Genomic DNA, 16,765 nt, shown 5'->3' with positions numbered 1-16,765 from the left:
CAGATCAGGTCGGCTGATATTTCGGGCCCGCCGGTCCTCCCACGAAGGGCCCATGAAAAGGGGCCAGGCTCAATAATTCATGCAAAGTTTCGCTTTAAAGCTAAAATTCAGACATGCATGAGATCGTCCACTACCTCGACGAGGCCGAGCACGACCTGTACCTGGACTGGCTGGACTCCCTGCGCGACCGGGTTGCGAAAGTGGCGATCATCAAGCGTGTCGCCCGCATGGAGGTAGTCCTGTTTGGTGACTGCAAGCTCTTGCGCGAAGGCGTCTGGGAACTCAAGGTCGATGTCGGTGCGGGATACCGCGTGTGCTACGCGCACGTGGGCAACAGGGTGATCATGCTTACCAGCGGCGGCGACAAGAAGTCGCAGAGCCGCGACATCGAACGTGCCGTGAAGTTGTTGAAGGACTGGGAGAAGCGAAATGGCTAAGACACACCGAACTCACGAGGATGCGACTGTCGAGATGTTCCGCAAGGATCCGGAACTGGCCGCTGACTACCTCAACTCTGTGCTGGAAGACGGCGACGAGACCGATCTGATGCTGGCCCTGCGCACCCTGAGCAAGGCGTTCGGTGGTGTGCAGGAGGTGGCCCGGCAGGCAGATGTCAATGCCCACACCCTGTACCGGACACTCTCCGAGAAGGGCAACCCCGAACTCAAGACCCTGTCGGCGATCCTGAAGGTGATGGGCATGCGCTTGGCGATCCAGCCGCTGAACCTCCACAGGCAACAACAGGCCCACGCTTGACACGGCCACGGCGGTGGCCGAGATGCGGTTCGTCGCCGCAGGCCGCCTGCCGGCCGCCGGCCAGACCGTTGCCGATGCGCTGGCGAAGGCGAGGGCAGCAAGTTGAACGAAGAGTCTTTTGCTCTCGAATCATTTTTAAACTAAAATCCTAAGTTAGTGCGGCACGAAATTAGGAGATTGCCATGGTTGCATCGATTCATCCCCCAACGGTCAAAGTCATCGGAAGCAATGGACAAATCTCGCTCGGCAAGCAGTACGCTGGGCGGCAAGTCTTGGTAGAGGAACGGGAGCCTGGCGTTTGGGTCGTGCGCACCGCCACGGTCATTGCCGACAATGAGCGTTGGTTGCATGAGCCCCGAGCGGCGGCTGATTTGCAGGCCGCCTTGGCTTGGTCGATGACACATTCCCCGTCAGACGAAAACGTTGATGACGTCCTGCACAAGGTCGGCCATGGGTCGGAGTGAAAGCCATGTCAGGCTTGACCTGAACAACCCCGTTTTTCAGGAAAACCTGCTGACACTGCAAAAACCTGAGCGACACGCGGCCTTGGATACCCTCAACAAGATTCGGCAGTTGAGCTGGAGCCAGGTCTATCGCGATCAGGGGTTGAAGTGGGAAAAGATCACCAGCGTGAAGCCGCCCGGAGGTATCGATGCCATCTACTCACTGCAGATTACCCAAGCGCGTCGTGCGACGGCTTACCGCGAGGGTGACTTCATGCGCTTGTTGACGATTGCAGCAGATCATGACAGCACGTACGGGCGCAAGTAATTAAATTCTGGGGACGTTATACTTAATTACAGTGAATGGGCCAAAGGAAACTGCCTCGCCCGGAGAAACGTATGAGATTGGCCGAAACGGAACGATCAGCGATCCGCGAAGTCATTCGCGAGGCCGATACCGAGGCTTTGGTCTACCTTTTTGGCTCGCGCATCGATGATTCAGCCAAGGGCGGCGATATCGACCTGTTGGTTTTTTCGAAAAAAATCACGCTCATGACGAAGCTCGGCATACTGGCGAAGCTTCACCAGAAGCTTGGTGAGCGAAAGATCGACATTGCCGTGTATCCAGATGATTCAAGGCCCTTTCCCAGAATGGTCATGCAGGAGGGAGTGCGCTTGTGACGCGAGTGAAACTTGAACTCTTGCAAGAAGAACTGGCCGGCTTGCAACTTGCCGCCGGATATCTTCAATACTCCATGGAGCGATGCCGCAATCTCGTCGGCCAGGAGGCATTGCCGCCCGAACAACTCGAGCGTCTGGAGTCGCTGACCAGCCGCTTTGCTCGACTGGCTGACTTGCTCGTCCAGCGTGTTTTCCGCCTGGTCGATGAGATCGAGCTTGTGGGAGGCGGTTCCATTCTCGACAGAATCTACCGCGCAGAAAAACGCGGTTGGGCAAACGCGGCGGAACTGATCAATATTCGCGAGCTGAGAAACCTGATCGCGCATGAATATGCTACAGAGAAAATGGCCGAGATCTATTCTGCCGTAGCGCTACTGTCCCCGGTTCTCCTTGAGACGGTGCCCAAGGTGGTCGAATACACGGAAACGATGATCCGGAAATATCCAGCCTGACGTCGGTCGTGTCGATCAAAAAGGGGCCAGGCTCGAATTAATTAAGGGGTCAGGCTCCAAAAAAGGAAAAAGGCGCAGTCCAATCAGATAAATTGCTGCCAAGCGATGTATTCCGAGCGACGCAGCCGATACCGGGCGATGCTGCCTTCGTGCAATTGGTGCAATGCCACCGTTAGCATCTCCCTGAAGGCGGCTTGGTCGGCCTCTGCGGCGTGATCACGTGCCACTTCCGCGATGACAGCTTGACTGGGCTGCCGCAGCCCCTTGACCACTGTCTGAACCGCCAGGATCAGGGCCTCCCGATACCTGATCTTCAAAGGGTCGGGTTCGACCATGGTTTGCGTGATGGCTAGATAGCGCTGGCAAGAGCGCTCATACGCCCAGACAAACACATCACGCAACAACTCGATCTGCTTAAGCTCGTACACGCCCAGAGTCGCCTCGATGTAGGCACGCTCCGGCACGTCGATGAAGGACAGCGGGCAGAGATTGTGCTTGATGAGCGGAATATTTGCACCGATGCGCGAGACGCGCTTGTTCACATCCTCAAACGGCTGCAGATAGGGCAGTTGCACCATCAGGAAGAAGGCCTGCTCGAACGGGTCAGGGATGGTGGCTGCCTTGTCCAGCAGCAGCGTAAAGCAGTCCTCAATCACCTGTGGCAACCCAAGTGGGTGAAACACCGTGCCAGCGATGTCCACCGGCCGCCGACGCAAGCGCCCACTCGCATCCGGGTTGCGCAGCAAGTCCTGGGACAGCACAGCGTGGAGGTTCTTGAAGGTGAAAGCATCAAAGCCCACCTCTTCGGCATCCTCGATCAGCATCTCGATGGCCGCCTTGTGGTTCAGGATCATCTGCGTTTCGATGACATCCTTGCCCTTGGCGACTTGGCCTAACTCGATCAGGTTCTGGGTGTCGAGCCGGCTGTAGGTGTTACCTTCCAATTTCGATGAGGCCCATGACAGATCGACGAGCAAGCGACCCAGGATGTCTCGGGCATAGGTGCCTGCTGGTCTCTCATCAGCAGACGTGCGGCCCATCTCGTGCAATTGCCGCCGCAGCGATTCAGGCAAGTAGAAGGTTTCTCCGGGCTGGTAGGCCTCCAGAAATTCGCGCTGGTAACCCACTGGCCGGCGGTGCATCAGTGGCAGCCTGACCTGATCGCGAATGGTGGCCCCTTGCGGGGATACTGGTACATAAAGCTCCGCCTCGACCGTTGCATTGGCTGTCACTGTGCCGCTGGTTTGAACCACGGCACCAGAGATCAACTTGTAGACCAAGGCGATGCTTTCCCCCTTGGTGGTCACGTGCTGCTGATCGATGAGCTTCTGCAGACGGCGTTGCAGTGTGCGACGGTTGAGCTTGTCTCCTTGGCGTCGCGCTATTTCCGCTTCGATGTCGGCAATGCGGATGCCAGACGGATGCGCCGCGATGATGGATTCGATCAGCTCGAGTTCTTCGGTTGGTGTGGCGCGTGGCATCTGCGCTGGCTCCCTGGGGGCAATTTGTCACGCAATGTCGCGCAGGAGCGACAAAGCACGGCACTATTATGTCGCGCAAGGTGTCGCGCTTCAAGTGAATACTGTCGCGCCCAGGTCCGTCACAGCAAAGGAGCCAGGCTCAATTCTGAGGGCTTGGTCGAAAAACCATAACGTCCCGGGATTGAGAGTTCAGCCGTTCAGTGTGTGCAGCACGGCTTTCCAGTCGCCGGCGTTCGCGCCCTGACCGGTATTCGCCGCCAGCGCTGTATTTTCGGCGACGAAATCGACCCGCGTCAGCGCGCCGAATTCGAGCTTCAGTGTGCTCCACTCGGCGAGCGGCAGTCCGAGCCAGTGGCCGAGCAGGACGCGGATGACACCGGCGTGGGTGACGAGGACGAGGGTGTCGCCTGAAGCGGCCGGCTGACTGCTCGCTCCGGTGGCGCGCTGAATTCCGGGCAGCGTGTCGACACCGGGAACGCCGAGGTCGGCGGCGCAGGCGAGAGCACGCGCGGCGAGCTCGCTGACCGATTCGCCGCCAGGCGGCACGAAGTGCATGAGATCGGCCGCCCAGGCGTCGATCAGTTGCGGGTCGATGTCGTCCCAGCGGCGGCCTTCCCAGTCGCCGAAATCCTTTTCGAGCAGGCGAGCGTCGTAGTGCGGCGTCGCGCCGAGTGTGGCGGCCAGCGCGTCGGCGAGTCCGCGGCAGCGCCTGGCCGGGCTGGCGACGATGCGGGGACAGCATGAGTCATACTGTCTCCCTGGATGGGCAACCGCTAACGGGCCAGTCAGCACTTCCCTTGCCAGTCGTGCAGCGAGCCGTTCGCTGCTTGCCCGCAGGTGTTCCGCATCCGCGTCGACATCGAGCCGCCCGTAGCAGACCCCCGGCTCGATCAGCGGCTGCGGATGCCGGATCAGGAAAACGCGCACAGCAGTCCGCCGTAGAAGGCGACTTCGGAAAGCTGCTGCACGGCGCCGAGGCAGTCGCCGGTGTAGCCGCCGAGCCGGCGCCGGTACATGCGCGCGAGCCAGAAGGTCGCCAGCAGCGCCAGTGCGATCCCGGTTGCCGCCGCCAGCGGCGGCAGGAAGACGAGCGCCGGCAGCACGAACAGCGCGCCGACGACGATCTCGCGGCCCGACAGCTTGCTCGCCACCGCCTTCGCCTTGCCTTCCTCGCGCGCGTAGTCGAGCACCGCCATCAGCGTCGTCGTGCAGAAGCGCGACAGCGCGTGGCCGGCGATCAGCGCCGCCGGGATCAGTTCGGCGCCGATTTCCAGCAGTGCGCAGAACTTGAAGAGCAGGATCAGGTTCAAGGCCGTCGCGCCGAAGCTGCCGATGCGCGAGTCGCGCATGATCGCGAGGATCTTTTCCTTGGTCCAGCCGCCGCCGAAGCCGTCCACGGTGTCGCTCCAGCCGTCCTCGTGGATCGCGCCGGTGAGGTAGATCGTCGCGGCCATCGACGCGAGTACCGCCAGCGTCAGCGGCCAGAAGATGTACGCGATGGCGAACACCGCGGCGCCGATGCCGCCGACGATCAGCCCGACCGCCGAGAAGTAGCGCGCCGATCGCGACAGGGCCGGCGCGTCGTGGCCGATCCAGGCGGGGGCCGGCAGGCGCGTGAAGAAGTAGAGCGCGGCCAGGAAGAAGCGGAATTCACGCTTGAGCGCGCCTTGCTGGGGCGCGGCCTGGCCGGCGACTTCGCCGGCGTCTGCAGTCGTGGTGCGTTCCTCGCTCACGAGCGCGCTCCGCAGGATGAACTGGCGGCAGCGCTCACCCGCGCGCCTCCGTGCCGCTGACGCCGGCCGATTCGAAGCTCGCCATTTCGTTGAGGAAGGCGACCGCCGAGTGCACCAGCGGCCAGGCGAGCGCGGCGCCGGTGCCTTCGCCGAGGCGCAGGCCGAGGTCGATCAGTGCTTCGGCGTCGAGCGACTGCAGCTGCGCATGCGAGGCGGGTTCGGCCGACTTGTGGCAGAAGATGCAGTACTCGCGGATTTCCGGGCAGATGCGCGCCGCGATCAGCAGCGCCGAGGTGACGATGATGCCGTCGATCAGCAGCAGCGCCCCGCTCTGCGCCGCGCCGAGCATCGCGCCGGCCATCATCGCGATCTCGAAGCCGCCGAACTCCGCGAGGACGCCGAGCGCCTCCTCGGCCGTCGCTCCGAAGCCGGCCGGCAGTGCCGCGCGCGCGGCGGCGGTTTCGAGCAGCCTGAGCTTGTGCGTGAGGCCACGGTCGTCGAGTCCGGCGCCGCGGCCGACGCAGACGGCGAGCGGCGTTCCGGTGAGCTGGCTGGTGATCAGCGACGCAGCGGCGGTGTTGCCGATCCCCATCTCGCCGAAGGCGAAGAAGCGCGCGCCGGTATCAATGGCGATGCGCTGCGCGATCGCGTGGCCTTTGGCCAGCGCCGCATCGCGCTGTTCGGCGCTCATCGCTGCCTGTTCGAGGTAGTTGCGCGTTCCGGAGCGGCTGATCTTGGCGTCGATCAAGCCTTCACGCGGACCGAACTCGTGCGCGACGCCGGCGTCGACCACGTGCAGGCGGATGCCGTGCTGGCGCGCGAAGACGTTGATCGCCGCGCCGCCGGCGAGGTAGTTCTCGACCATCTGCCAGGTCACGTCCTGAGGGTACGGCGAGACGCCGGCTTTGGCGGCGCCGTGGTCGGCGGCGAAGACAAGCATCTGCGGCGCCCCGAGTTCCGGCGACAGCGTCTTCTGCACGCGGCCGATCTGCAGGGCGACCTTTTCCAGCAGCCCTAGCGCGCCGAGGGGCTTGGTCTTGTTGTCGATCTTGTGCTGCAGGGCGGCGTCGAGAGAGTCGTCGACGCGGGGAACTGAGAAGTGCATGGCGGGCCGTGGATGGAGTGGGTGGGGCCTGATAGGCGACGAATTGGTGATGAGTTGGCAGCGATTTGACAACGAACAGGTGCCGAACAGGCGTCGAACGGTGACGAAATGAGGCGAACCGGGAGAATCAGTTGGCCACGAAAGGCACGAAAAACACTGGATCATTCATGGGGTTCGATGTCGATCGGGCATCACCCTGATGGGTTGGGCTCCATACGACTATGACCACATGCTTTATTTCGTGGCTTTCGTGTTTTTCGTGGCTGAAAATAGGTTTCAAGGGTCAATGAGCGCGTAGACTCGATCGAGCGGCGCGTGCGGCGAGCGGCGCAATCCGGGGCAGTCACGCAGCGCCGGATGGCCGCAGCCCAAGTCCGGGAGAGCCTGCCATTATACGCGCCGCGTGCTAAGCTCCCGCGCCCATGAGAGAACTGATCATCGGCGGCGCCCGTTCGGGCAAGAGCCGCCTCGCCGAAAGCCGCGCCCTCGCCAGCGGACTGCCCGTCACCTACATCGCCACTGCCACCGTCAGCGACGACGAGATGGCGCGGCGCATTGCCCTGCACCAGGAGCGCCGCCCGGCCGGCTGGGGCCTCGTCGAGGCGCCGCTCGACCTCGCCGGGACGCTCAGGAAGCACGCTGCTCCCGACGCCTGCCTGCTGGTCGACTGCCTCACCCTGTGGCTCGCCAACGAACTGTGGGCCAGCGAAGCGGCGACCTTGGCCGACGCCGACGAGCCGGTGACGCCGGCGACCTGTCCGCGCTTCTTCGCGGCCATCGACGCGCTGGTCGACACCTTGCCGACCTTGCCCGGCCGCATCGTCATCGTCTCCAACGAGGTCGGCTGGGGAATCGTCCCCATGGCCGCGGTCTCGCGCCTCTTCGCCGACGAGCAGGGACGCCTCAACCAGCGCATCGCCGGCGCCTGCGAACGCGTCACCCTGGTCGCCGCCGGCTTGCCGCTGACGCTGAAGTAGCCTGGGGTCAGGTCTCTTTTTGTAGCATCACGGCTGCGTCGGCAGACCCGGCGCAGCCCTCCGGCACCCGCCTGGCTGCCTGGCGGGAAATACCGGGGCGCGCTGTACGACGGTGAGCCGCGTCAGGGAGAAATGCAACAATGCGAGACCTGACCCCGTGCCCTTTGAATGAATCGCTTGCCGAGGCTAAACTCTGAGCTGTCTAGTCAGACTCAGTGAGGCTGTGATGCAGACATGGCAAATGCAGGACGCCAAGGCGCGCATGTCCGAAGTGGTCAGGGGCGCGCAAAACGAGCCGCAGGAGATCACTGTGCACGGCAAATCCGTGGCCGTCGTCATTTCGCGCGCAAGTTTCGATCGGCTTTCGCAGATGCAGGGTTCGCTGCTCGACTTCATGCGGAGATCGCCTTTGTATGGTGCGGACGACATCGAGTTCGAGCGTGATCGTAGCCCCACGCGGGAAGTGCCCTTGTGAGCTACCTCGTCGATACCAACGTACTCTCGGAACTGCGGCGCAAGTCCCCGGATGCTGCCGTCGTCGAGTGGGTCGCTCAGCGTTCGCCGGCCACGCTTTACTTGAGCGTCCTGACCTTGGGGGAGATTCGCAAGGGGATCGAAGCTGTCGCCGACAAGGCGCGGCGCCGCAGTTTGATCGATTGGCTGGAAACCGATCTGCCGACTTTTTTCTCGTGGCGAATCTTGCCGGTAGACGCTGCTGTCGCCGACCGCTGGGGGCGCCTTGTCGCTGCTGCCGGTCGACCCTTGCCGGCGATAGATAGCCTGCTCGCCGCCACCGCTTTGGCGCACGACTTGGTGCTGGTTACGCGCAACGTCAAGGATTTCGCCGGCTTGCCGGTCGAGATTTTCAACCCTTGGCGGAGTTGAGGGGCGTGGGGTCAGGTTGTGGCATCACGGCTGGGCCACGGTGATCCGTGTCGGGGAGAATGCAACAATGCGAGACCTGACCCCGTGTTCGTTCGCGGGAGCATATTCCGTCATTGCGAGGCGCGTAGCGCCGTGGCAATCCAGTGCGTTCTTCTGTCTCCTCGCCCTTACCCGCTATCCACGGGCGACCCGATTCAGCCCTACGCACTGGATCGCCACGCCCTGCGGGCTCGCGATGACGTGTTGCTGATCGCGACGGCTTCGGCAGATCAGGTCGGCCGATGTTTCACGAAATTGTTCCTCGTTTCGCGTCAATCCGACCTGCCCGAAAAGCCTTTCAGCGCGGTGTCGAGTTTCTGCCAGTCGAGTGCCTGTTCGACTGCGTCGGCGAGGCGGTCGATGTCCTGGTCGCGGCGCGCTGCCGGGTCGAAGCTGGCGGCGTTGGGGGAGCGCAGTCCGGCCCAGGCGAGCAGGGCGCCGAGGGCGGCTGGCTGGTCGAAGAGGCCGTGGCAGTAGGTGGCGAGGATCTGGCCGTCGGCCGAGATCGCGCCGTCGGGCAGCGCGTCTTCCGGCCGTGTGTTGGAACCCGCCGGGAGCGGCGGTAGCCACGAATGATTCGGGCCTTCCGGCCCTCCCACGACAGCTTGCTGCGGCAGCCGCGAATCGAGACTGTCCGGGGCGGCGGCTTCCTCGCTCTCGACCGCCAGAAACGCTGCCGGCCGTGCCAGTGACGCGCCGCTCGTTTCGCCGTGATGGATCTCGTAGCCGGCGATCTCCGGCGAACCGGGCAACGCCAGGGTTCCGCGCACGCGGCGCAGGGTCTTTTCCGGGGCCAGGGCCGTCGTCACGTCGAGCAGGCCGAGACCTTGAACGCTGCCCGGCTTGCCCTCGATCCCGTGCGGGTCGTCGAGCCGCGTGCCGAGCATCTGGAAGCCGCCGCAGATGCCGATCAGCTTGCCACCGTAGCGCAGGTGGCGTGCGATCGCTTCATCCCAGCCGCGCTCGCGCAGCCAGGCGAGGTCGGCCTGGACCGATTTCGATCCGGGCAGGACGATCAGGTCGCAGGCGTCCTCGCCGGCGGGCGGCGGCTCGTTCGGGCCGACGAAGCGGAAATCGACACCGGGGTGGAAGCGCAGCGGGTCGAAGTCGGTGTGGTTCGAGATGCGCGGCAGCGCGGGGACGGCGACGCGCAGGCGGCGGCCGTCGGAGCCTCCCCTGGTCGGCGCGCGCGGCAGCGCGTCCTCGGCGTCGAGGTAGAGATCCATCAGGTAGGGCAGGACGGCGAGCACCGGCTTGCCGGTGCGCTGTTCGAGCCAGTCGAGCCCGGACTGGAGGAGGCCGATGTCGCCGCGGAAGCGGTTGATGACGAAGCCGACGACGCGCTCCTGCTCGGAGGCGGAGAGCAGCGCCAGCGTGCCGACCAAATGCGCGAAGACGCCGCCGCGGTCGATGTCGGCGACGAGGATCACCGGGCAGTCGACGACTTCGGCGAAGCCCATGTTGGCGATGTCGCGGTCGCGCAGGTTGATCTCGGCCGGGCTGCCGGCGCCTTCGACGAGCACGCAGTCGTAGGCCGCCTGCAGCCGCTGCCAGGATTCGAGCACGGCACCGAGCGCGCGCGGCTTGTAGTCGTGGTAGTTCCTGGCGTCGAGGTCGGTAAGTGCCTTGCCGTGCACGATCACCTGCGCGCGCATGTCGGACGAGGGTTTGAGCAGCACCGGGTTGAAGTCGCTGTGCGGCGCGAGTCCCGCGGCCAGCGCCTGCAGCGCCTGCGCGCGGCCGATCTCGCCGCCGTCTACAGTCACTGCCGAGTTGAGCGCCATGTTCTGCGGCTTGAACGGCGCGACGCGGATGCCGCGGCGGGCGAGGATCCGGCACAGCGCTGCGACCAGCGTGCTCTTGCCGGCGTCGGAGGTGCAGCCCTGCACCATGAGGGAGGGGAAGGTCGGGAGGGCCGTGGCCAAAGCTCGGGATTCTTTCGTCGGGAGGTGGAAGACAGGGCGCTGACGGACTGCTTTTGCCGGCGTTTAACGCAAGTATTTGTGCAGGCCGGAGCAATTCGCCGGAGCTAACTATATAATTTTACTTTTATTGGCCAGACAGGGCTTCATTGCTACCCCATCCAGACCTTGACCGTGCGGCAAGTGTCGAGCCCAGCCTGCCGCTGCGCCGAATCGCTGTTCCTCGATGATTCGCAAGTTGCTCTCTGCCTTGGTCGCCCTCGGCCTGTTCGCCTGGCTGCTTGCGGAGCCGCGTGCGCAACAGGCCTTGGTGAGCCTTTTTGCGCTGCCATGGACGGTACTCGGTGTGCTGATCGTGACGCAGTCGGCATCGTACCTGTGTCGTGGCGGACGCCTCTACAGCCAGTTCAATCCGCGCATCCGTCTGGGTTTTCTTGCTTATCTGCGCATCAGCCTGCTGCACAACATGAGCGTCAATGTGATTCCGTTTCGCGGCGGCGAACTGACCCTGCCGGTGATGCTGCAAGGCATCGGCCTGCGTCTTCCGGAGGCCTTTGCCACCTTGCTGTGGCTGCGCCTGCAGGATGCCTTCGTCCTCGTGCTGATGACCCTGGCGCTCTGGCCTGGAATTCCGCTCGTCCTGCGCGTTGCCGGTATTGCCGCGATGCTGGCTGGGATCGTCTTCTTCGCCTTCGGCAACCGGCGACGTCTTGATGGCCTGCGCCAATTCCTGGCGCGAACACGGCTGGCCAAACTGGTCGATACCGTGTGGCACATCTTCGACGCCTCGGCGGTAAGTTGGGGCTGGAGCCTGGCCAACTGGACGACCAAGCTGGTCGGTCTGGCCGTCGTCCTCGCCGCGCTCTCCGACCTGTCGTTCTCCGCCGCCTCCGGCGGTGCGCTCGGTGGCGAGGTGTCGGCGCTGTTGCCGATACAGGGCGTTGCCGGTTTCGGCACCTACGAAGCGGGCGTGGCCTTTGCGTTGCGCCAGTCTTCCGACAACTGGTTGGCCTTATTCACCGCCGCCTTCGCACTTCACTGCTTCACCCTGTTGCTGGCCCTGATCGCCGGCTCGCTGGCTTGGTTCGCGATTCCGGCGCGGACTGCAGCGCTCGACCGTTCTTCCGAAACCAAGTCATGACTACTGCCCAATATCCTTCCAAGCTGCCCGAACACCGACTGTCCATCGTCATCCCCTTGTACAACGAGGAGCAGTGCGTCGCGCCGCTGGCGGCCCGGGTTCATGAATGTCTGGCCGACTATCCCTGGCCGTGGGAACTGATTCTCGTCGACGACGGCAGCAGCGATCGCACGCCCGAGGAAATCCACAAGGCGGTGGCCCTCTGGGGCGAGCACATCCGCCCGGTCGAACTGGCGCGCAACTTCAAGCAGACCGCGGCCATGCAGGCCGGCATCGATGCTGCCGAAGGCGACGTGATCGTCACCCTCGACGGCGACCTGCAGAACGACCCGGTGGATATCCCGAGGCTGGTTGGTCGCCTGCTCAACGAAGACCTCGATCTGGTTTCCGGCTGGCGTAAGAACCGGCAGGACGGCCTGTGGCTGCGCAAGATTCCGTCGAAGATTGCCAACCGGCTGATCGGTCGCGTGACCGGCGTGCGTCTGCACGACTATGGCTGCAGCCTGAAGGCTTTCCGCGCCGAAGTTCTCCAGCGCATCCGTCTGTATGGAGAGATGCACCGCTTCATCCCGGCCTGGCTGAGCACGGTGACGGCCCCGCGGCGGATCGCCGAAGAGCCGGTCGCCCATCATCCGCGCACGCTGGGAAGCTCAAAGTACGGCATCTCGCGCACCTTCCGCGTCATTCTCGACCTGCTCTCGGTCTACTTCTTCATGCGCTTCCGCGACCGCCCCGGCCATTTCTTCGGCGGTGTCGGTCTGGCGCTGTCGAGCGTCGGCCTGCTGATTCTCGGTTACCTCGGCATCGTCAAGCTGTTCGGCGAGAACATCGGTTCGCGTCCCCTGCTGATGGTCGGTTTCTTCGCACTGATGGCTGGCGTGCAGTGCGTGCTCACCGGCGTCCTTGCCGAGACCCTGTCGCGCATCTACTTCAACAGCGGTTCGGGCGCCTCCTACGTGCGCATTCCAGCGCGGCCGTCCGATCGCGTCTGGCATGTGCCGCCGGCCAAGGCGGAGTGAACCGGGGACTCAGTCCGTCAGCGCCCCTCGCTGCTGCTCCCTTTTCTTCCCGAAAGCGCCGCGCACGACGATGAACAGCGCGAGCAGGATCAGCAGCGGGTCGAACAGGACGTCCCACAGGTTGGCGAAAACTCCGCTCGCATAAGCCGCGAGGTCGATGGCAAGAATCAGCAGCCAGCGATCCGCGCGCAGCCAGTAGAGCACGGCAGCGAGCGGGATCAGCGCGAGCAGCAGAAACCGCGGCTGGTAGCCGAGGGCATAGGGGTCGAAACTGGTCCAGCCCAGCGCCAGCGGATAGAACACGGCAGCGATCAGCAACAGGACCAGCGCGGGACGGAAGCTCAGTGGCGTCGGGCGCGGCGTCAGCAGCGCCAGCAAGGCGAGTTGCAGGAGCGTGACCGATGGCGTGCTGAACGTACCGTAGACAGCCATCGCAAGACCGCTGGCCAGTGCCAGGCCCGCCGCCAGCAGCCCCGCCGGTCGCCGCCATCGGCCGAGCGGCAGGCAGGCGACCAGGGCACCGCAAATCACCGCGTCGGCCAGCAGGCCATAGTTCGCCAGGACGGTCATTGCAGCTTCTCGTCCAGCCAGGCTTCACTGAAGCTGGCGTGCTTGATGCCTTCCCGAAACCAGGTGTAGGCCAGATGGATCATTCCGTCGCTTCCCAGTAGCAAGGCAGGGTAAGAGAACTCGGCTTTCGGGTCGGTCGAAGTCTCGATCGTTCGACTCGCCTGCCAGGTCTCGCCTTCGTCGTCGGACAGCCAGAGCATCAAGGCCGAGCGTCCGTTCTGCGGATTGCCGGCCAGCAGCAGTCGACCGCCAGGCAGGCGCAGCAGGGCGACCGACGAGTTGGGATTGGGGACGTCGAGTGCGACTGCCTCGCTCCAGTGACTGCCGGCGTCAGTGCTCAGCATGCGCTGGACATTGCCGGCCCCCCGGCCTGCGTCGCGCAGGACGGCCACGGCACGCTGCGCGTCGAGCGCGACGACCGCCGGCTGCAATGTCCGCCGGCTGTGCGTCATGCGCACCTTGTCGACAATCTGCCCGTCCGCCGCGAGGCGCAACCACTCGCCGTGCTTGCTGCGTAGTTCGTGATAGACCGGCAGGCCCAGCCCTCCGTCGGCGAGCGGCAGTGGTGGGGTGCGCACCAGCGTGCTGATGTTGATGAAGGGTGAAGTCTGCAGCCTGACGGGCGGGCTCCAGGTCTCGCCACCATCGGTCGATATGCTGTGGTTGATCGAACTGCAGGCCCAGCCGCCGACGGCAGCGCTGACGTACCACAGGTGCAACTTGTCGCCTTCGGCGTGGAGAACCGGATTGCCGATCTTGCGCACGTAGGCGCCGGTGCCTTGCGTGGTGAAGTCGCGCGTGGCGATCGCCCGCGGCGGCGTCCAGCGCCCGCTGTCCGCGACGCTGAACCAGATCGCCACATCGTCCGCACCTTCCTTCGTTCCGGCAAACCAGGCGGCGGCAAGCCGCCCGTCGGCGAGTTGCGCGAGGCTGGCAGCGTGTCCCGAGGCTGCCGCCCTTGGCAACATCTCGCTGGAGAATCGTGCGGGGAGCGATGACTCGGAAGGGGGCGGCGGTGCGACGAAAAGCGTCGGTTCGGGGGCGGGCGCACGCCAGTAGGCCGCGGCCAGTGCGGACAGGAAAAGGGCCGGGGCCAGCCTGCGCACTCCGGAACGCGAAAACGAGCTCACGGCGTTCTGATTTCGAACCAATGCACGCGGGTCAGCAGTGGCGCCAGCGAACGCTGCCGGAAGGCTTCCTGCCAGTCGGCTGACTTGGCGCCGATACGCGCAAAGCGCAAGCCGGACCCGTGCGAGGCGAGAGTCAGGTAGGAACCGAGTTCAGCCGCCGACAATCCGGCCGCAGCGACGTCCTGCCGGAAATTGGCGAGATCCTTTTCCTCGACGAAGACGGGCATTTGCTGCGCCATCAGTTCGCCCAGCGCCGCAGGCTCGAGACGCCCGTAATGGCGATGCGGCTGCCCGCTCAGGATCGGCAGCATGGCCGGTTGCGGGCCGTCATACATGGCGACTGCCTGTCGGCGACCGAGTTCGACCACGCTCTCGGGAACGGCATTGACGCCCAGCGCCGGAAATACGCCCCAGAGCAGCGCCATCCAGAAGACCGCCGGCGCCGCCAGCGTATGCAACAGCGAGCTTCTGCGCCACCAGGCCCAGCCCAGATAGAGGGCCGGGACGACCAGCCAGTACCAGCCGCCAAGCCCGAACCAGAACGCGAAGCCGGCCAGCACGCTGCCGAAGAGCAGGGCCAGGCTCGCGCCCAGGCGGAAAGGCCAGCGCGCGGAGAGTTCGGGCAAGGCCATCGACAGCAGGATGGCCATCGGCACCAACGAACCGATCAGGTAACGATCGAAGGTCTTGACCAGCAGGAAGGGCAGGAACGTCAGCAGGAACCAGACGAGCAGCAGCCGAAAGCGGGCCGAACTCCGCTGTTGCCAGGCGGCGACCAGGAAAACGAAGCCCCACGGCAGCGCAATGGTGATCAGGCCGAGGAAGATATCCGGCGACAGCTTGAAGAACTGCCGGGATTCCAGTTCGTCGGCGAGCACCAGACTGACCGCTTCCGGATAGAGCTGGCGAACGACCCAAAACCAGGGCAAGGCCAGCGCTGCCCACAATAGTCCGTGCCCGATCAGGAGCAAGGCATTCGCGCGCAGTTCGGCCAGCGTCAGCTTTCGGCCGAAGAGCAAGGCCAGGACGCCGCCGCCGAAGACCATGGCGACGATCGGGCCCTTGGTCAGAAAGCCGGCGGCCAGCAGCAACGTCGCCAGCGTCAGCCACAGGACGCGCTTGCCGTCGAGCCAGACCAGGAACGCCCAGAAAGCGGCGGTCGACAGGGCGGCGACCGGGACGTCGAGCATGAAGCGACGGGATTCGGTCGCCATGCCCATGCAGCCCAGCAGGATCGCGGCCGCCACCCAGGCGGTGCCCGGCTTGCCCGAAAGCCGTCGGGCGATGGCAGCGGTCGTGGCGACAAGCGTTGCCGCGAAGAGAATGCCGACGAGACGCGCGCTGGTGAGCGAGACGCCGAAAGTCTCGTAACTGACCCGGCCGAGCCAGTAAAGCAGCGGCGGCTTGCGGATCCGCGGCACGCCATCGAGGAAGGGAACCAGCCAGTGATCGTGCGCCAGCATTTCCATCGGCGTGCGCAGACCGAGGAAGAACTCGTCCTTGCCGGTCAGGCCCGTCGCTTCCCAGATCCCGGGAAAGAGTACGGCCACCGCCAGCAGGAAGATCAAGGTTGCCTGACGGCCAGTGGACATTTCGCGCATGGTCTTCATTTTAACGTGAAACTGCGAAGGGACGAGGCAAAGGCGCAGCCCGTCATCCCATGCTTGATCTGCCACCACGGAATGGACGTATTCGAGGCGCGCATGGAGAGGGGCCGAGAGCGTAACAGTCATCGCGAGCCCGCAGGGCGTGGCGATCCAGTGCGTAGGTCTCGCATCGCGAAGGTCGCAGATACGGAAGAACGAACTGGATTGCCACGGCGCTGCGCGCCTCGCAATGACGTCGGTGCGGCCACGGCGCTACGCGCCTCGCAATGACGGCAGTGCGAGGAGTGCATGGAGAGGGGTTGAGAGCGTGATCGTCATCGCGAGCCCGCAGGGCGTGGCGATCCAGTACGTAGGTCTCGCATCGCGAAGAGCGCAGAGACGGAAGAACGAACTGGATTGCCACGGCGCTACGCGCCTCGCAATGACGTCGGTGCTGCCACGGCGCTGCGCGCCTCGCAATGACGGCAGTGCGAGGAGTGCATGGAGAGGGGCTGAGAGCGTGATCGTCATCGCGAGCCCGCAGGGCGTGGCGATCCAGTGCGTAGGTCTCGCATCGCGAAGGTCGAGGAGACGGAAGAACGAACTGGATTGCCACGGCGCTGCGCGCCTCGCAATGACGGCAGTGCCAGGAGTGCATGGAGAGGGCCTGAGAGCGTGATCGTCATCGCGAGCCCGCAGGGCGTGGCGATCCAGTGCGTAGGTCTCGCATCGCGAAGGGCGCAGAGACAGAAGAACGAACTGGATTGCCACGGCGCTACGCGCCTCGCAATGACGTCGGTGCGGCCACGGCGCTGCGCGCCTCGCAATGACGGCAGTGCGAGGAG

At 64.4% G+C, this 16,765-nt stretch carries 19 protein-coding genes; 11 read left to right on the top strand and 8 right to left on the bottom strand.

Annotated features, from left to right (window positions below; translation table 11 throughout):
* Window positions 1-113: 113 nt before the first annotated feature.
* The 6 genes from CCR84_RS02330 (at window position 114) to CCR84_RS02305 (ending at window position 2,332) form a co-directional block, all read left to right on the top strand.
* Window positions 114-437, top strand: a complete 324-nt coding sequence (locus tag CCR84_RS02330; RefSeq protein ID WP_201209327.1) for a type II toxin-antitoxin system RelE/ParE family toxin — start codon at window positions 114-116, stop codon at window positions 435-437.
* Entirely contained in the window at window positions 430-756 is a 327-nt protein-coding gene (locus tag CCR84_RS02325) for a helix-turn-helix domain-containing transcriptional regulator (protein ID WP_201209326.1), read from the top strand. The genes CCR84_RS02330 and CCR84_RS02325 overlap by 8 nt, the downstream gene beginning before the upstream one ends.
* A 182-nt stretch (window positions 757-938) precedes the next feature.
* Complete coding sequence (locus CCR84_RS02320) at window positions 939-1,220, top strand: hypothetical protein (protein ID WP_201209325.1); 282 nt, start codon at window positions 939-941, stop codon at window positions 1,218-1,220.
* Entirely contained in the window at window positions 1,207-1,527 is a 321-nt protein-coding gene (locus CCR84_RS02315; protein ID WP_201209324.1) for a hypothetical protein, read from the top strand. Before CCR84_RS02320 ends, CCR84_RS02315 begins: the two co-directional genes overlap by 14 nt.
* 71 nt (window positions 1,528-1,598) lie before the next feature.
* Entirely contained in the window at window positions 1,599-1,880 is a 282-nt protein-coding gene (locus CCR84_RS02310) for a nucleotidyltransferase domain-containing protein (RefSeq protein ID WP_201209323.1), read from the top strand.
* Window positions 1,881-1,885: 5 nt separating this feature from the next.
* Entirely contained in the window at window positions 1,886-2,332 is a 447-nt protein-coding gene (locus CCR84_RS02305; protein ID WP_201209322.1) for a hypothetical protein, read from the top strand.
* A gap of 83 nt (window positions 2,333-2,415) precedes the next feature.
* Here the strand turns inward: CCR84_RS02305 and CCR84_RS02300 are convergent, their stop codons facing one another.
* The 4 genes from CCR84_RS02300 to cobT all read right to left on the bottom strand — a co-directional run bounded on the left by CCR84_RS02300 (window position 2,416) and on the right by cobT (window position 6,651).
* Entirely contained in the window at window positions 2,416-3,813 is a 1,398-nt protein-coding gene (locus CCR84_RS02300) for a Fic family protein (protein WP_201209321.1), read from the bottom strand.
* Between the two features lie 189 nt (window positions 3,814-4,002).
* Window positions 4,003-4,740 carry a histidine phosphatase family protein gene (locus CCR84_RS02295; protein ID WP_201209320.1) on the bottom strand — a complete coding sequence of 246 codons (738 nt, stop codon included), beginning with the start codon at window positions 4,738-4,740 and terminating at the stop codon, window positions 4,003-4,005.
* The gene (locus CCR84_RS02290) at window positions 4,725-5,546 is read right to left on the bottom strand and encodes an adenosylcobinamide-GDP ribazoletransferase (RefSeq protein ID WP_201209319.1); all 822 of its coding nucleotides are present in this window, start codon (window positions 5,544-5,546) and stop codon (window positions 4,725-4,727) included. The genes CCR84_RS02295 and CCR84_RS02290 overlap by 16 nt, the downstream gene beginning before the upstream one ends.
* A gap of 34 nt (window positions 5,547-5,580) precedes the next feature.
* Window positions 5,581-6,651 carry a nicotinate-nucleotide--dimethylbenzimidazole phosphoribosyltransferase gene (cobT, locus tag CCR84_RS02285; RefSeq protein WP_201209318.1) on the bottom strand — a complete coding sequence of 357 codons (1,071 nt, stop codon included), beginning with the start codon at window positions 6,649-6,651 and terminating at the stop codon, window positions 5,581-5,583.
* A 422-nt stretch (window positions 6,652-7,073) separates the two neighbouring features.
* Here cobT and cobU point away from each other — a divergent pair, with 422 nt between their 5' ends.
* From cobU to CCR84_RS02270, 3 genes are all read left to right on the top strand, one after another.
* Window positions 7,074-7,628 (top strand): bifunctional adenosylcobinamide kinase/adenosylcobinamide-phosphate guanylyltransferase, encoded by a 555-nt coding sequence (gene cobU, locus CCR84_RS02280; RefSeq protein ID WP_201209317.1) that lies wholly within the window; start codon window positions 7,074-7,076, stop codon window positions 7,626-7,628.
* Window positions 7,629-7,854: 226 nt separating this feature from the next.
* A complete protein-coding gene (locus CCR84_RS02275; protein ID WP_201209316.1) occupies window positions 7,855-8,103 on the top strand; it encodes a type II toxin-antitoxin system Phd/YefM family antitoxin in 249 nt (82 codons plus the stop codon).
* A complete protein-coding gene (locus CCR84_RS02270) occupies window positions 8,100-8,513 on the top strand; it encodes a PIN domain-containing protein (RefSeq protein ID WP_201209315.1) in 414 nt (137 codons plus the stop codon). Before CCR84_RS02275 ends, CCR84_RS02270 begins: the two co-directional genes overlap by 4 nt.
* A 311-nt stretch (window positions 8,514-8,824) precedes the next feature.
* Here CCR84_RS02270 and CCR84_RS02265 read toward each other — a convergent pair whose 3' ends face one another.
* Window positions 8,825-10,444 (bottom strand): cobyric acid synthase, encoded by a 1,620-nt coding sequence (locus CCR84_RS02265; protein ID WP_201209356.1) that lies wholly within the window; start codon window positions 10,442-10,444, stop codon window positions 8,825-8,827.
* Window positions 10,445-10,700: 256 nt separating this feature from the next.
* Between CCR84_RS02265 and CCR84_RS02260 the strand changes: the two genes are divergently transcribed.
* Complete coding sequence (locus CCR84_RS02260; RefSeq protein ID WP_201209314.1) at window positions 10,701-11,615, top strand: lysylphosphatidylglycerol synthase domain-containing protein; 915 nt, start codon at window positions 10,701-10,703, stop codon at window positions 11,613-11,615.
* Window positions 11,612-12,634, top strand: a complete 1,023-nt coding sequence (locus tag CCR84_RS02255; RefSeq protein ID WP_201209313.1) for a glycosyltransferase family 2 protein — start codon at window positions 11,612-11,614, stop codon at window positions 12,632-12,634. Before CCR84_RS02260 ends, CCR84_RS02255 begins: the two co-directional genes overlap by 4 nt.
* A 9-nt stretch (window positions 12,635-12,643) precedes the next feature.
* Here CCR84_RS02255 and CCR84_RS02250 read toward each other — a convergent pair whose 3' ends face one another.
* The 3 genes from CCR84_RS02250 to CCR84_RS02240 all read right to left on the bottom strand — a co-directional run bounded on the left by CCR84_RS02250 (window position 12,644) and on the right by CCR84_RS02240 (window position 15,926).
* Window positions 12,644-13,204: a hypothetical protein gene (locus CCR84_RS02250; protein ID WP_201209312.1), complete on the bottom strand. Its 561-nt coding sequence runs from the start codon at window positions 13,202-13,204 to the stop codon at window positions 12,644-12,646.
* Window positions 13,201-14,172, bottom strand: coding sequence for a sialidase family protein (locus CCR84_RS02245; RefSeq protein ID WP_201209311.1), 972 nt, complete (start codon window positions 14,170-14,172; stop codon window positions 13,201-13,203). Before CCR84_RS02245 ends, CCR84_RS02250 begins: the two co-directional genes overlap by 4 nt.
* A 158-nt stretch (window positions 14,173-14,330) precedes the next feature.
* Window positions 14,331-15,926 (bottom strand): ArnT family glycosyltransferase, encoded by a 1,596-nt coding sequence (locus CCR84_RS02240; RefSeq protein ID WP_201209310.1) that lies wholly within the window; start codon window positions 15,924-15,926, stop codon window positions 14,331-14,333.
* Between the last annotated feature and the right edge of the window lie 839 nt (window positions 15,927-16,765).

The organism is Rhodocyclus purpureus (genome assembly GCF_016653115.1).
Taxonomy (GTDB): Bacteria; Pseudomonadota; Gammaproteobacteria; order Burkholderiales; family Rhodocyclaceae; genus Rhodocyclus; species Rhodocyclus purpureus.
Note: the sequence above shows the minus strand (reverse complement) of the source record. Positions and strands in the feature narration are given on the sequence as shown.

Bases quoted from the DNA above. Each gene is read 5' to 3' on its own strand.
- CCR84_RS02330 (WP_201209327.1), top strand. From the start codon at position 114: ATGCATGAGATCGTCCACTACCTCGACGAGGCCGAGCACGACCTGTAC.
- CCR84_RS02325 (WP_201209326.1), top strand. From the start codon at position 430: ATGGCTAAGACACACCGAACTCACGAGGATGCGACTGTCGAGATGTTC.
- CCR84_RS02320 (WP_201209325.1), top strand. From the start codon at position 939: ATGGTTGCATCGATTCATCCCCCAACGGTCAAAGTCATCGGAAGCAAT.
- CCR84_RS02315 (WP_201209324.1), top strand. From the start codon at position 1,207: ATGGGTCGGAGTGAAAGCCATGTCAGGCTTGACCTGAACAACCCCGTT.
- CCR84_RS02310 (WP_201209323.1), top strand. From the start codon at position 1,599: ATGAGATTGGCCGAAACGGAACGATCAGCGATCCGCGAAGTCATTCGC.
- CCR84_RS02300 (WP_201209321.1), bottom strand. From the start codon at position 3,813: ATGCCACGCGCCACACCAACCGAAGAACTCGAGCTGATCGAATCCATC.
- cobT (WP_201209318.1), bottom strand. From the start codon at position 6,651: ATGCACTTCTCAGTTCCCCGCGTCGACGACTCTCTCGACGCCGCCCTG.
- cobU (WP_201209317.1), top strand. From the start codon at position 7,074: ATGAGAGAACTGATCATCGGCGGCGCCCGTTCGGGCAAGAGCCGCCTC.
- CCR84_RS02275 (WP_201209316.1), top strand. From the start codon at position 7,855: ATGCAGACATGGCAAATGCAGGACGCCAAGGCGCGCATGTCCGAAGTG.
- CCR84_RS02265 (WP_201209356.1), bottom strand. From the start codon at position 10,444: ATGGTGCAGGGCTGCACCTCCGACGCCGGCAAGAGCACGCTGGTCGCA.
- CCR84_RS02260 (WP_201209314.1), top strand. From the start codon at position 10,701: ATGATTCGCAAGTTGCTCTCTGCCTTGGTCGCCCTCGGCCTGTTCGCC.
- CCR84_RS02255 (WP_201209313.1), top strand. From the start codon at position 11,612: ATGACTACTGCCCAATATCCTTCCAAGCTGCCCGAACACCGACTGTCC.
- CCR84_RS02250 (WP_201209312.1), bottom strand. From the start codon at position 13,204: ATGACCGTCCTGGCGAACTATGGCCTGCTGGCCGACGCGGTGATTTGC.
- CCR84_RS02245 (WP_201209311.1), bottom strand. From the start codon at position 14,172: ATGTTGCCAAGGGCGGCAGCCTCGGGACACGCTGCCAGCCTCGCGCAA.
- CCR84_RS02240 (WP_201209310.1), bottom strand. From the start codon at position 15,926: ATGTCCACTGGCCGTCAGGCAACCTTGATCTTCCTGCTGGCGGTGGCC.